At 60.3% G+C, this 14,558-nt stretch carries 10 protein-coding genes and 1 tRNA gene; 8 read left to right on the forward strand and 3 right to left on the reverse strand.

Annotated elements, in window-relative coordinates:
* Positions 1 to 190 precede the first annotated feature (190 nt).
* Positions 191 to 1,420, forward strand: a complete 1,230-nt coding sequence (locus ACX0MV_RS20040; RefSeq protein WP_458984268.1) for a multifunctional CCA addition/repair protein — start codon at positions 191 to 193, stop codon at positions 1,418 to 1,420.
* A 164-nt stretch (positions 1,421 to 1,584) separates the two neighbouring features.
* On the opposite strand, the gene folK is transcribed toward ACX0MV_RS20040, so the two are convergent.
* Positions 1,585 to 2,121 carry a 2-amino-4-hydroxy-6-hydroxymethyldihydropteridine diphosphokinase gene (gene folK / locus ACX0MV_RS20045; protein ID WP_458984269.1) on the reverse strand — a complete coding sequence of 179 codons (537 nt, stop codon included), beginning with the start codon at positions 2,119 to 2,121 and terminating at the stop codon, positions 1,585 to 1,587.
* Positions 2,112 to 2,468, reverse strand: coding sequence for a dihydroneopterin aldolase (gene folB, locus ACX0MV_RS20050; RefSeq protein WP_458984270.1), 357 nt, complete (start codon positions 2,466 to 2,468; stop codon positions 2,112 to 2,114). The genes folK and folB overlap by 10 nt, the downstream gene beginning before the upstream one ends.
* Positions 2,469 to 2,541: 73 nt before the next feature.
* Here folB and plsY point away from each other — a divergent pair, with 73 nt between their 5' ends.
* Positions 2,542 to 3,111: a glycerol-3-phosphate 1-O-acyltransferase PlsY gene (gene plsY, locus ACX0MV_RS20055; protein ID WP_458984271.1), complete on the forward strand. Its 570-nt coding sequence runs from the start codon at positions 2,542 to 2,544 to the stop codon at positions 3,109 to 3,111.
* Between the two features lie 39 nt (positions 3,112 to 3,150).
* Here plsY and tsaD read toward each other — a convergent pair whose 3' ends face one another.
* The gene (tsaD, locus tag ACX0MV_RS20060; protein WP_458984276.1) at positions 3,151 to 4,176 is read right to left on the reverse strand and encodes a tRNA (adenosine(37)-N6)-threonylcarbamoyltransferase complex transferase subunit TsaD; all 1,026 of its coding nucleotides are present in this window, start codon (positions 4,174 to 4,176) and stop codon (positions 3,151 to 3,153) included.
* A 205-nt stretch (positions 4,177 to 4,381) separates the two neighbouring features.
* Here tsaD and rpsU point away from each other — a divergent pair, with 205 nt between their 5' ends.
* The 6 genes from rpsU to ACX0MV_RS20090 all read left to right on the forward strand — a co-directional run.
* Entirely contained in the window at positions 4,382 to 4,597 is a 216-nt protein-coding gene (gene rpsU, locus ACX0MV_RS20065) for a 30S ribosomal protein S21 (RefSeq protein ID WP_003296736.1), read from the forward strand.
* Positions 4,598 to 4,738: 141 nt separating this feature from the next.
* Complete coding sequence (dnaG, locus tag ACX0MV_RS20070; RefSeq protein ID WP_458984272.1) at positions 4,739 to 6,709, forward strand: DNA primase; 1,971 nt, start codon at positions 4,739 to 4,741, stop codon at positions 6,707 to 6,709.
* 67 nt (positions 6,710 to 6,776) lie between these two features.
* Positions 6,777 to 8,621 (forward strand): RNA polymerase sigma factor RpoD, encoded by a 1,845-nt coding sequence (rpoD, locus tag ACX0MV_RS20075; RefSeq protein WP_458984273.1) that lies wholly within the window; start codon positions 6,777 to 6,779, stop codon positions 8,619 to 8,621.
* A gap of 96 nt (positions 8,622 to 8,717) precedes the next feature.
* Entirely contained in the window at positions 8,718 to 12,452 is a 3,735-nt protein-coding gene (locus tag ACX0MV_RS20080; protein WP_458984274.1) for an EAL domain-containing protein, read from the forward strand.
* A 12-nt stretch (positions 12,453 to 12,464) separates the two neighbouring features.
* Positions 12,465 to 12,541: transfer RNA gene (locus ACX0MV_RS20085), tRNA-Ile, on the forward strand.
* Between the two features lie 250 nt (positions 12,542 to 12,791).
* A partial coding sequence (locus tag ACX0MV_RS20090) for a M10 family metallopeptidase (protein ID WP_458984275.1) occupies positions 12,792 to 14,558 on the forward strand: 1,767 nt, incomplete at its 3' end.

Here is a 14,558-nt window from a genome sequence, read left to right on the forward strand (position 1 = left end):
GTGTGCGGCCCCGTAAGGCGGACATATCTAGGATTTTCCGCCTTACGGGCGTCGCCAACTCACCCTATAAACCCGCGCGTAGCGGAAATGACGCCGCCGTTATGGCGAAGCCTCGCCAACCTTCAAAACTCTTAACCATGGCCGCTCGCCCCCGTCGCCGTTATGCTCTGCGGCAACGGAGGAATCAGGTATGCAGGTTTACAGAGTGGGCGGCGCTGTGCGGGATCGCTTGTTGGAGCGGCCGATCAGCGAGATCGACTGGGTGGTGGTCGGCGCAACCGCCGAGCAGATGCGTGAACTCGGCTATCGTCCCGTAGGCGCTGACTTCCCGGTGTTCCTCCATCCACATACCGGCGAAGAATACGCACTGGCCCGCACCGAACGAAAAAGCGGGCGGGGTTATGGCGGATTCACGTTCTACGCCAGCCCTGACGTGAGCCTCGAAGATGACCTGATCCGCCGTGACCTGACCATCAACGCCATGGCCGAGGACGATCACGGCACGGTCATCGACCCCCATGGCGGCCAGCGCGACCTCGCCGCACGGCTCTTGCGCCATGTATCTCCCGCATTCGCCGAAGACCCCCTGCGGGTATTGCGAGTTGCCCGCTTCGCCGCTCGTTATGCGCCCCTCGGCTTCACGGTCGCGCCTGAAACCTTGGCGCTGATGAGGCAGCTCAGCGAGTCCGGCGAGCTCGATGCGCTCACGCCGGAGCGCAGCTGGAAGGAAATTTCCCGCGCACTGCTGGAGCCGCGCCCTGACGTGTTCATTCAGGTGCTGCGCGACTGCGGCGCCTTGAAAGTTCTTCTGCCTGAGATAGACGCCCTATTTGGCGTACCGCAGCCGGCAGCCCATCACCCCGAGATAGACACCGGCGTTCATGTGCTGAGCGTGCTGCGCCAGTGCGCCGAACATCACCAGCCGCTGACCGTGCGCTGGGCGTGCCTGCTGCATGATGTCGGTAAGGGCCTGACGGCAGAGGCGGACTGGCCCCGGCATATCGCTCACGAGCAGCGCGGTCTCAGGCTGATTCGCGCCATCAATGAACGCAGCAAGGCACCGAAGGACTGTCAGGAACTGGCGCTGCTGGTCGGTGAATACCATACCCATGGCCACCGGGCGCTGGAGCTGAAGGCCTCGACCTTGCTGGAGCTGTTGCAGCATTTCGATGTGTATCGCCGCCCACAGCGCTTCGAAGAGTTCATTGCCGCCTGCGAGATGGACGCGCGTGGTCGACTCGGCCTCGAACAGCGCGACTACCCGCAAGCCGATTACCTGCGCGGCGCCATGCAGGCGGCTCGCGCCGTGGCGGTACAGCCGTTATTGGAGCAAGGGTTTAAAGGCTCACAACTGGGCGAGGCGCTGAAGCTGGAACGCCTGAAAGCGCTCAAGGCCTATAAAAAGACGCTGGAGATGTAGCCATTGCGTAGAGGCCGCAAAGGTAGGGTGCGCCGTGCGCACCAAAAATCTGCGCGGCGCATCCTACGAGCTGAACAAAAGACGATAAGGATGCAGAAGGGGCATGGCAAAGCCTGGTCCACCGCTAGTTGCTCAATGGCGGGCAAGCCTCCAGCATGCGCGCCCTACGTCTGCGCAAAGGCTTGAATGAGCGCGGCCGGTGTCAGCTCATCCTGGCGCCACTGAAAGGCCACCGGCCATAGCTGCTGGTCGATCCGTGCGTTCTGCCAAAGGTCGCTAAAGCTGCGCTGCTCGCCGGGATGCAGGCTTTCGGGAACCAACAGCGCCAACGGCCAGAGCACAAAGGCGTTCTTGAGAATTTCTGTTCGCGGCAGAATCAACCCGTCGAAGTTGCCGACCAGATCGCCGTACAACAGCACATCGATATCCAGCGGCAAGCCCTTGCGGTCGGGTGCATAGCGGCCGTTATCCGCCTCGATGAATTTCAGGCGACGGTCCAGCTCGCCCAGCGGCAGTTCGCTGAAGCCCGACACCACTAGATTGAAGAAAGGCCCGCTCTTGATGCCGACGGCCTGACTTTCGAATACCGGCGAGCAGCGCATATCGCCAAGAATGGCCGACAGCGCGTCGAGGCCATTGCGCAGGTGGGCTTCGCGCTCGATATTGCTACCCAGCCCAAGCAAAACGGGTGTTAGCGACATCCGCGCTCGATCTCCACGCCGACGCCGCCACTGGCCGCTGGCACCGCACCTGGCTTGGTCAGCTTGAGCCGAACCCAGGGGATCTGAAATTCACTCATCAACAGTTCCGCGAGGCGCTCGGCAAAGGTTTCCACCAGAATGAATTCCGACTCGCGGGAAAAATCCTGAATGCGCGCCGACACGCGCGCATAGTCGAGCGCCTTGCTCAGATCGTCGTCGGCGGCAGCGGGCCGGTTATCCCACCCCAGGCAAAGGTCCAGGCGCAGGCATTGACGAATGGTACGCTCCCAGTCGTAGGCGCCGATCACCGTATCGACCTCTAGACCTTCGATAAAGACTGTGTCCAAGCACGCTCTCCGCGGCACGACAAGGAGGTCGCACCTAGTTAGAATCAGGGCTTCCTCGCCCGGAATGGATACCATGTTTTGGCTGTTGGCGATCCTCGCCTACCTGCTTGGCTCATTGTCCTTTGCCATTCTGCTCAGCCGTCTGAACGGCGGGCCGGATCCTCGTGCCAGCGGCTCGGGCAACCCCGGCGCCACCAACATGCTGCGGGTCGCCGGTAAACGCCTGGCCATTTTCACGCTGATCGGCGATCTGTTCAAAGGTTTGCTGCCGGTACTGCTCGCTGCAGCACTCGGCTTTAGCGTGCAACAACAGGCCTGGCTCGGTCTGGCAGCGGTGGTTGGCCATTTATATCCGCTGTATTTTCGCTTCCAGGGCGGTAAAGGTGTCGCCACGGCGGCCGGCATGCTGCTGGGTCTCTATCCACCTGCCGCGCTGCTCGCTATCTGCGCCTGGCTGCTGACATTCGCGCTGACCCGCACCAGCTCGCTCGCGGCGTTGATCGCCACCCCCCTGACCCTGCCGCTACTGGCCTGGCAGCAACCGGCCGCATTACTGCCCATGTGCGTACTGACCGGCTTGATCGTCTGGCGCCATCGCAGCAATTTACGCGACCTTTTCGCCGGCCGTGAGCGGCATTTCTGAATCAGCAAGCTGAACCCGGCTCATCCAACACTTGCACGCTTACAGCGCTGGCAGTTGCTCCATCGGCCAGCGCGCCTGCACCTTGATGTTTAGTTCCTCGTGCTGGCCAGCCAACAGACGCTGGCATCCGGCGTAGGCGATCATCGCGCCGTTATCGGTACAGAATTCGGGGCGAGCGTAGAACACCTGGCCGTTTAGCTCGCTCAACATCTTTTCCAGTGATGCACGCAAAGCCTTGTTGGCACTTACCCCGCCCGCGATAACCAGGTTGTTCAGGCCGGTCTGCTTGAGCGCGCGTCGGCATTTGATGGTCAGCGTGTCGACCACCGCCTGCTGGAACGCTTGGGCGATATCGCAGCGGGTCTGCTCGGAATCGTCACCCGCGGCCTGACACTGCTGCCAGGTGTTCAGGGTGAAGGTCTTCAAGCCGCTGAAGCTGAACTCAAGCCCTGGACGGTCGGTCATCGGCCGCGGGAACTTGAAGCGCCCCGCTACACCCCGCTCCGCCAATCGTGCGATCTCCGGCCCGCCTGGGTACTGCAGGCCCATCAGCTTGGCGGTTTTATCGAACGCTTCGCCCGCAGCATCGTCGAGAGATTCGCCTAGCAACTGGTATTGGCCGATGCCATCGACCCGCACCAACTGGGTATGGCCGCCGGAAACCAGCAAGGCGACGAACGGAAACTTCGGTGGTTGCTGCTCCAGCATCGGTGCCAGCAAGTGGCCCTCCATGTGGTGCACTCCCAGCGCGGGCACATTCCAGGCGAAGGCCAGCGCCTGGGCGCAGGACGCGCCGACCAACAGCGCACCCACCAGACCGGGACCTGCGGTATAGGCGATGGCGTCAATATCGCCAGCGATGCAATTGGCCTCCCCCAGCACCTGGCGAATCAGCGGGAGCATGCGTTTGACGTGATCGCGGGAGGCCAGCTCGGGCACCACGCCGCCATAGATACGGTGCAGATCGATCTGACTGAACAGTGCGTCGGCCAGCAAGCCACGCTCACTGTCATAAAGCGCGACACCGGTCTCGTCGCAGGAGGTTTCCAATCCCAGAACCAGCATGGGCAGTGCCTTGTAGTAGAGAGGTGCAACTTCGAAGGCGCGCATGATAATAGCGGCCGCGACGACCCGACCAGCGCTTTTCGATCAGAGGCTTTGCATTCCTGGTGACTAGGCGGTAACATCCGCAACCCTTAAAAACCTACGTTCTCCAGCGCCATCTGCCAGGAGCAACGTCACCCCCGGTAATAAAGAAGGTACGCCCTGGATGCCAGCCGTCAAAGTTAAAGAGAACGAACCCTTCGACGTAGCTCTGCGTCGTTTCAAGCGCTCCTGTGAAAAAGCCGGTGTTTTGGCTGAAGTTCGCAGCCGCGAATTCTACGAAAAACCGACTTCCGAGCGTAAGCGCAAGGCAGCTGCTGCTGTTAAGCGTCACGCCAAGAAAGTGCAGCGCGAACAGCGCCGCAGCGTTCGCCTGTACTAATACGTACTGCGTAACGCCTGAATGCCCGGCTTCGGCCGGGCATTGCATTTGAACTCCGCTTCGCTTGCTGGCGAATGGTCGGAGTTTTTCTGTTTATGCGCACCTGTCCAGCCGTTTCGCACGGCAGTATTCTGAGTGCCTATGGCCGGCCTGATCCCACAGTCTTTTATCGATGATCTGCTCAACCGCACCGACATCGTCGACGTGGTGGCGTCGCGCATCCAGCTGAAAAAGTCTGGCAAGAACTACACGGCCTGCTGCCCATTCCATAAAGAAAAAACCCCATCATTCAGTGTCAGCCCGGACAAGCAGTTCTACTACTGTTTCGGCTGCGGCGCTGGCGGCAATGCGCTCGGGTTCGTCATGGACCACGATCAGCTGGATTTCCCCCAGGCGATCGAGGACCTGGCCAAGCGTGCCGGCATGGACGTGCCACGCGAGGAAGGCGGCCGCAGCAACAAGCCGCGCCAACCCACTGATTCGCCGCTCTACCCGCTACTGACTGCCGCCGCCGAGTTCTACAAGCAGGCACTGAAAAGTCACCCGCAACGTAAAGCCGCGATTGATTACCTGAAAGGCCGCGGCCTGTCCGGGGAGATTGCTCGTGACTTCGGCATGGGCTTCGCACCGCCCGGCTGGGACAACCTGCTCAAGCACCTGGCCAGCGACAGCCTGCAGCAAAAGGCAATGATCGACGCTGGTCTGCTGATCGAAAACGCCGAGAGCGGCAAGCGCTATGACCGCTTCCGCGACCGCATCATGTTCCCGATCCGTGACAGCCGCGGCCGCGTGATCGCTTTTGGCGGCCGGGTGCTGGGCGACGAGAAGCCCAAGTACCTGAACTCGCCGGAAACACCGGTCTTCCATAAAGGCCAGGAACTTTACGGACTGTTCGAAGCGCGCAAGCACAACCGCGACCTTGATGAGATCATGGTGGTTGAAGGCTACATGGATGTGATCGCCCTGGCGCAACAAGGCCTGCGCAACGCCGTCGCCACCCTCGGCACCGCCACCAGCGAAGAGCACCTCAAGCGCCTGTTTCGTGTCGTGCCCAGCGTATTGTTCTGCTTCGACGGCGACGCTGCGGGCCGCAATGCCGCCTGGCGCGCCCTCGAAGCGACCTTGCCAAGCCTGCAAGATGGCCGGCGCGCGCGTTTTCTGTTTCTGCCCGACGGCGAAGACCCCGACACCCTGGTGCGCAGCGAAGGCACCGACGCGTTTCGCGCCCGCATCAACCAGCACGCGCAACCGCTGGCCGATTACTTCTTCCAGCAACTGAGCGAAGAAGCCGACCCGCGCTCGCTGGAAGGCAAGGCCCACCTGGTAACGCTGGCCGCGCCATTGATTGAAAAGATTCCAGGCAACAACCTGCGCACGCTGATGCGCCAGCGGCTGACCGAAATCACCGGCCTGAGCGGCGAAGCCTTGAGCCAGCTGGCGCCCGCAGGACGATCCACGCAAGCCGCGCCAAGTACCGCCCACGCCGATCAGCCTGACTACCTGACGATCCCCGACAGCGCTTATTACGACGCTGCGCCCAGTCGCAACGAATATGAAAACCCCAGCCAGATCGGCGTTGAGCGCACCTCAGGCAAAAGCAACTGGAAGAAGGAAGGCGGCAAGTGGCGCAAACAGGGGCGCGGTGATTTCACACCCCGCGCACCGCGTACCGCAGTTAACGTCGAGTCGCCTCACCTGAGTGCATTACGCACCTTACTGCATCACCCCGAACTGGCGGCCAACGTTGCCGACGTCAGCCACTTCGCGGCAGAAGACGACACCTACGCCCAACTGCTGGTCGCCTTGCTCGGCGCCCTGCAGAAGAACCCCAAACTGCGCTCGCTGCAACTGATCGCGCGCTGGCATGGCACCGAGCAAGGCCGCTTACTTCGGGCCCTGGCAGAAAAGGAATGGCTGATTTCGGCCGATAACCTTGAACAACAGTTTTTCGACACTATAACTAGTCTTGTTGATCGCCAACGCGAGCGCAGCCTGGAACAATTGCTGCGCAAAGCCCGTCAGAGCGAGTTGAGCGCAGAGGAGAAAGATCAGCTGCGCAACCTGCTCAGCCGAAATGAATCTCCATTAGTCCCGAGCCCAACTGGCGCGTAAGGGTCTTCCTCGGGTATAATCTGCGGCTTATTTTTAGCCCGCCAAGACCTTCAGTGGATAGGGTGTTATGTCCGGTAAAGCGCAACAGCAATCTCGTTTGAAAGAATTGATCAGCCGTGGTCGTGAGCAGGGTTACCTGACTTACGCGGAGGTCAATGACCACTTGCCGGAGGATATTTCCGATCCGGAACAGGTGGAAGACATCATCCGCATGATCAACGACATGGGGATCAACGTATTCGAGAGTGCTCCGGATGCGGACGCCCTGTTGTTGGCCGAGGCCGACACCGACGAAGCAGCTGCTGAAGAAGCCGCTGCTGCACTCGCTGCCGTTGAAACCGATATCGGTCGCACCACCGACCCAGTGCGCATGTACATGCGTGAAATGGGTACCGTGGAATTGCTTACCCGCGAAGGCGAGATCGAAATCGCCAAACGCATAGAGGAAGGCATACGCGAAGTCATGGGGGCGATTGCCCACTTCCCGGGCACCGTCGACAGCATTCTCAGCGAATACAACCGCGTGACCACCGAAGGTGGCCGTCTGGTTGAAGTACTGAGCGGTTACATTGACCCAGATGACGGCATCGTACCCGCCGAAGCCGCAGCCCCTGTGCCCGCCAAAGATGGCGACGCAGAGGCCACGGACGACGATAGCGAAGACGACAGCAGCGACGAAGAGGAAGAAGAAGGCGACGGCGGTCCGGATCCGGAAGAAGCCCTGCGCCGCTTCACGGCAATCGCTGATCAGCTGGAAAAAGCCAACAAGGCCCTGAAAAAGCACGGACGTGGCAGCAAGCAAGGTATTGCCGAGCTCAAAGCCCTCGCCGAGCTGTTCATGCCGATCAAGCTGGTGCCCAAGCAGTACGATGCGCTCGGGATTCGCGTTCGCGGCGCCCTGGATCGTCTGCGCGCCCAAGAGCGCGCCATCATGCAGCTCTGTGTGCGTGATGCACGCATGCCACGCGCCGACTTCCTGCGCCTCTTCCCAGGCCACGAAACCGACGAAGCCTGGGCCGCAGGCCTGGCCAAGGGCAAAGCCAAGTACGCCGAAGCCATTGGCAACCTGCAGGGCGACATCCAGCGCTGCCAGCAAAAGCTGTCTGCTCTAGAAACAGAAAGCCAGCTGACCCTCGCTGAAATCAAGGACATCAACCGTCGCATGTCGATCGGCGAGGCCAAGGCTCGTCGCGCGAAGAAAGAGATGGTTGAAGCGAACCTGCGTCTGGTGATCTCGATTGCCAAGAAGTACACCAACCGCGGCCTGCAGTTCCTCGACCTGATCCAGGAAGGCAACATCGGCCTGATGAAGGCGGTGGACAAGTTCGAATATCGCCGTGGTTACAAGTTCTCGACCTATGCCACCTGGTGGATTCGTCAGGCGATCACTCGCTCGATTGCCGACCAGGCGCGCACCATCCGTATTCCGGTGCACATGATCGAGACGATCAACAAGCTCAACCGCATTTCCCGGCAGATGTTGCAGGAAATGGGTCGCGAACCGACCCCGGAAGAGCTGGGCGAGCGCATGGAGATGCCCGAGGACAAGATCCGCAAGGTCTTGAAGATCGCCAAAGAGCCGATCTCCATGGAAACCCCGATCGGTGATGACGAAGACTCTCATCTGGGTGACTTCATCGAAGACTCGACCATGCAGTCGCCAATCGATGTCGCCACCGTTGAGAGCCTCAAGGAAGCCACCCGCGAAGTACTCTCCGGCCTCACCGCGCGTGAAGCCAAGGTACTGCGCATGCGCTTCGGCATCGACATGAATACCGACCACACCCTTGAGGAGGTTGGTAAGCAGTTCGATGTAACCCGCGAGCGAATTCGTCAAATCGAAGCCAAGGCGCTGCGCAAGCTGCGCCACCCGACGCGAAGCGAGCACCTACGCTCCTTCCTCGACGAGTAAAAGCAAACCCCCGGCCCAAACCGGGGGTTTTGCTATCTGCGGCGCCGCGCCGCCAGCGGTCTACACTCGACAAATACCCTTCCACGCGAGACTGCCATGCGGCGACTTTCGGCCATCCTGTTGTTGTGCCTGGTCCAATGGATTTCACCGGCAGCAGCCCTGACCCTGAGCGACGAGGAGCGTGCCTGGCTTGCCGAGCACCCGGTCCTGCGCCTGGGCGTGGACGCCTCCTGGCCGCCGTTCGAGTTTCGCGATAAGGAGGAGCGCTATCAGGGGCTGTCCGCCGACTATATAAAGCTGATCGAAAAGCGCCTCGGCATCCGCATGGAGCCGGTGGAACCGAGCAGCTGGGCTCATGTGCTGCGCCAGGCCAAACGCGGCGAGATCGACTTGCTCCCAGGCGTGATGGCGACCCCCGAGCGGCAGGCCTACCTGTCGTTCACCCGGCCCTACCTGGACTTCCCAATTGTCATCCTCGCGCGGAACGATGGCCCGCGGCCGCAGACCATGGATGAGCTGTACGGCCTGAAAGTCGCGGTGGTCGAGGACTACGCCCCCCACGAACTGCTGCGCAGCCAACACCCGGACCTGACTCTGCTGCCACTGCCCTCGGTGAGCGCGGCGCTGCAGGCACTGGCCACCGGTCAGGCGGATGCGCTGGTGGGCGACCTGGCGTCCAGCACCTGGAGCCTGCGCGAGCTCAAGCTCGAAGGCCTGTATATCAGCGGCGACACGCCTTATCGCTATCAGCCGGCAATGGCGACACCCCGCGATCAGCCGATCCTGGTCGGCATCCTCGACAAGCTTTTCGCCGACATGAGCCGCGCCGAAATCGCCGAGCTGCAAGCGCAGTGGGTGGGTACCGATCTTGAGCGGCGCAGCCTCTGGCCGACGATTCTGCTGTACGGCCTGCCGGCGTTACTGGTACTGACCGCCATCATCGCGGCGGTGGTACGCATCAATCGCCGCCTGAGCGCTGAAATTGCCACCCGCAATGCGCTCGAACAGGAGCTGCGCACCAGCGAGCAGCACTACCGTAGCCTGGTCGAGAACCTTTCGGCAATCGCCTGGGAGGCGCAGCTCTCTGACTTCACCTTCACCTTTGTCTCGCAGCATGCGGAAAAGCTGCTTGGCTACCCCCTGGCCGACTGGAAACAACCTGGCTTCTGGGCAAAAAACCTGCACCCGGACGACCTGCAACGCGCGACGGACTACTGTCGTCAGGAGTGCGCCGCCCACCGCGATCACAGCCTCGACTACCGCATGTTTGCCGCCGACGGCCGCATCCTCTGGATTCGCGACATTGTTACCCTGAGCAAGCAAGGCGATCAGTTGCTGATGAGCGGTCTGATGATCGACATCAGCGAAGCGAAGCAAACCGAGCAGGCCCTGCGTCTTTCGCAGCAGAAGTTTGCCTCGGTCTTCCAGCAGTGCCCCGACATTCTGGTGATCGCCAGCCTGGAGGAAGGGCGTCTGCTGGAGGTCAACGATGCCTTTGAGCAGCAAACCGGCATCCCCGTCGCCGAGGCCATCGGCCGGACCGCGACCGAGCTCGACATCTGGGGCGTCCCAGGCATTGGGCCGACGCTGCTGCAGCGCTTGCAGAGCGAAAGCCTGCATAACCTGGAAATTCCGTTCCGCCGCCGCGACGGGCGCGTCTTTACCGGGCTGATCTCCGCGCAGACCGTCCAGCTCGCCGACAACAAGGCGCTGATGGTGGTAGTGCGCGACATCAGTCTGCTGAAGGAAACCCAACAGCAGCTGCAGATCTCCGAAGAGAAGTTCGCCAAGGCCTTCCATGCTTCACCCGACGGCCTGCTGATCACCCGCGCCAGTGATGGTCTGTTGCTCGACGGAAACGAAGGCTTCAGCCGCATCACCGGCTACAGCCTCAGCGAAGTCGCCAACCGCTCGACCCTCGACCTCGGCATCTGGGCCAACCCACAGGACCGCGCGCGCATGATCGAACAGGTGAAACTGCACGGCAGCGTGCGCGACATGACGGCCTCCATCCGCACCCGCGACGGCCAGATTCGCCTGTGCGAACTGTCCGCGCAGCTCATTCCGATCGGCGACGAGCCCTGCCTGCTGACCATCGCTCGCGATGTCACCGAGCGTCAGGTCATGCAGGTAAAACTGCAGCAGGCCGCCACCGTCTTCGAGAGCACCGCCGAAGGCGTGATGATCACCGACACCCAGCAACGCATCGTCGCAGTCAACCGCGCCTTTACCGAAATCACTGGCTACAGCGAGGATGAGGCGCTCGGCGCGACGCCGCAGCTACTGGCATCCGGCCAACACGACAGCGCCTTCTACAGCACCATGTGGCATCAGCTCGAAGCGCATGGCCACTGGCAAGGGGAAATCTGGAACCGACGCAAGAACGGCGAGCCTTACCCCGAACTACTGACCATCAATGCCGTGTTCAACAAGGCCGGCCAGATTACCCACTTCGTTGGTGTGTTCTCCGACATCACCTCACTGAAACACGCCCAGGCGCGCCTCGACCACCAGGCCCACCACGACCCGTTGACCGGTCTGCCCAACCGTCTGTTGTTCGAAACGCGGCTGCGCGCGGCACTGGAGCACTCGCGCACCGATAACCATCAAGGCGCCGTGCTGTTCATTGATCTGGATCGCTTCAAGCACATCAACGACAGTCTTGGCCATCCGGTTGGCGATCAGTTGCTCACCGGCATTGCCGGGCGCCTGAAGAGCCAGCTGCGCGATATCGACACCGTCGCCCGCCTCGGCGGTGACGAATTCATCATCCTGCTGCCCGGTCTGCACAACGCACAGGATGCGCAGCTGGTCGCAAGCAAGCTGCTGGACTGTTTCGCACCCGCTTTCCAGGTAGACGACCATGACCTGTTCATCAGCGCCAGTATCGGCGTGAGCCTCTACCCGGATGATGGTCAAGACGTCGCGACCCTGGTCAAAAACGCCGACGCGGCCATGTACCACTCCAAGGCCAAGGGGCGTAACCGCATCGAGTTCTACACCCGCACCCTGACATTCCAGGCCAACGAGCGCATGGCGATGGAGCAGGAGCTGCGCCGCGCCATGGAGAACGGCGACTTGCGCCTGTATTACCAACCCAAACTATGCCTGCAGACCCGCGAACTGGTCGGCGCTGAAGCGCTGATACGCTGGCCGCATAGCGTGTTTGGCGACATCCCGCCGGATCGCTTCATTCCAATCGCCGAAGAAGCCGGGCTGATCCTGCAACTGGGCGACTGGGTGCTGGAGCAGGCCTGCCGACAGATGCGCGACTGGCAAGCCGGCCACGCGCCGTTCGGCCCGCTTTCGGTCAACCTGGCCGGCGCACAGTTGCGCCAGGTCCAACTGGTCGATCGCGTAGCAGCGCTGCTCAATGCAAGCGGCCTCAGCCCGCGCCTGTTGCAGCTGGAAATAACCGAAGGCTTCATCATGAACCAGGCCGAAGAAGCACTGGCCATCCTCCACAAGCTGAAGGACCTCGGCGTGCAACTGGCGATAGACGACTTCGGTACCGGCTACTCCTCACTCAGCTACCTCAAGCGCCTGCCGCTGGACACCCTGAAGATCGACCAGTCATTCGTCCGCGGCCTGCCCGACGACCCGCACGACGCCGCCATCGCCCGCGCCATCATCGCCCTGGGTCGCAGCATGAAGCTCACGGTTATCGCTGAAGGCGTGGAAACCACCGAGCAGGAACAGTTTCTCGCCGCCGAAGGTTGCGAGCAGATCCAGGGCTTCGTCATCAGCCGCCCGCTGCCCGCCGACGCTTTCGCCAATAACTTCCTCGCCCCACGTACTTCCCTTGGCACTGGCAGAAAGGCGCCGGTATAATCCTGCGCCTTCGGGCCTATAGCTCAGTTGGTTAGAGCAGGGGACTCATAATCCCTTGGTCGCAGGTTCGAGTCCTGCTGGGCCCACCAACTTGAAAGCCGCGCATTGCGCGGCTTTTTTGTTTCTGCTGTTCGGTTACGCGGGACATCAATAATGGCGGCGCTCCACCGCCCATCATATTAGTTAGCGTTTACTCAACTGCGGCTCTTCCCTTCGGCGATTCAGAAAGTACAATTGCGGCCCGCTATAGGTTCGCATGAAGACGCTTTCGCCCGAACCGACACATCATTACCACAAGGAAATGAGTGTTCCTGAGACCACCACGGATAGAAAATCGCCATGCCAAGGCCCAACGGATCTACCCTCTCCACCGAAATTATCCTTTCAGGTGATGTTCTTATTGATAGCCTGATGTACGGCATCAAGTGGGGTGGCCCTCTAGGCTCAGGCGCAACGCTTTCCTACAGTTTTCTTTCCAGCCGTTCGTACTACGCGAGCAATTATTCGTACGACGACGAATATCTCAACAGCTACCAGCTGAGTAGCAATCAAAAAACTGCAGTAACCCAGGCGCTTGACGCGTGGGCCACAGTGGCAAATATAGATTTCTCGCTGACCACCGATTCGCTCCTCAACGCAGGCGACCTTCGCTTCGGGGGTTATGCGGACATGGGCTCTGGCATTGCCGCATGGGCTTATCTGCCGGGCGACGCTCCGGTGTCAGGCGATGTCTGGATTGGCCCGTCGACCTCTGCTGCCAATCCAACACCGGGTACCTACGACTATCTCACCTTCGTCCATGAAATCGGTCACGCCCTCGGTCTGAAGCATTCGTTCGAAAACGACAGCGGCAATCCAAATGTACTGCCTATCGAGTACGAGGATGTGCGCTATACCGTAATGAGCTATACCGATGCTTACAGTTTTGAGCCGACGACGCCGATGCTGCTGGATATAGCTGCCATACAGCATATGTATGGCGCGAACATGCAGTGGCAAACTGGGAACAACACCTACCAATGGGCAGCAAACAAGCCCGTTTTCGAAACCATCTGGGACGCAGGCGGCGTTGATACCTTAAATGCCAGCAATCAGAATGCTGCGGTTACGCTCAACCTGAACCCAGGCACCTTCAGCACTATCGGACAGTCTTTTTTAAAGTACGAAACATCGGGCTCCATCAGCTCAATCAACAATGGTTTGGCTATTGCTTACGGCGCGCGAATTGAAAATGCCCTGGGCTCGATTTATGCCGATACGCTGATTGGCAATCAGTGGGCCAACGCACTCAATGGTGGCGCAGGGGCCGACGCTATGAGCGGCGGCGATGGTAACGACATCTATTACGTAGAAGACATCGGTGATGTCATCAGCGAAATCAACGCCGTAGCCAGCATTGGCGGTACCGATACCGTTTACAGCTACCTATCTGCCTATACCCTTGGCGCCAATGTCGAGAATCTGCGCCTCCTATCGAGTGGCTCCGCCAATGCCACAGGTAACGATCTTAACAATGTGTTTTATGCCGGGGCCGGCAACAATATCTTGGATGGTGGCGCTGGCACCGACACGGCTGCCTATACTTATGCAACCAAAGGTATCACCGCCAATCTATCTGCCGCAGTGGCTCAAGCCACTGGCGGTTCAGGCTCAGACCTACTGAAGAACTTTGAAAATCTCACTGGCAGCAAATATGGCGACACGTTGATAGGCAACTCAGCGGCCAATATCTTAAATGGCAGTTCTGGTGCGGACCGGATGATTGGCGGTAATGGTAACGATACTTACTTCGTCGAGAGCGCTGCCGATGTCATCAGCGAAACCAATGCCGTAGCCAGCACTGGCGGCACCGATACCGTTTACAGCTACCTCTCTGCCTACACCCTTGGCGCCAATGTCGAAAATCTGCGCATCTTATCGAGTGGCTCCGCCAATGCAACAGGTAACGATCTTAACAACCTAATTTATGCTGGAGCTGGTAACAATATCTTGGATGGTGGCGCTGGCACCGACACGGCTGCCTATACTTATGCAACCAAAGGCATCACCGCCAATCTATCTGCCGCAGTGGCTCAAGCCACTGGCGGTTCAGGCTCAGACCTACTG

Source organism: Pseudomonas cistanchae, from assembly GCF_054483635.1.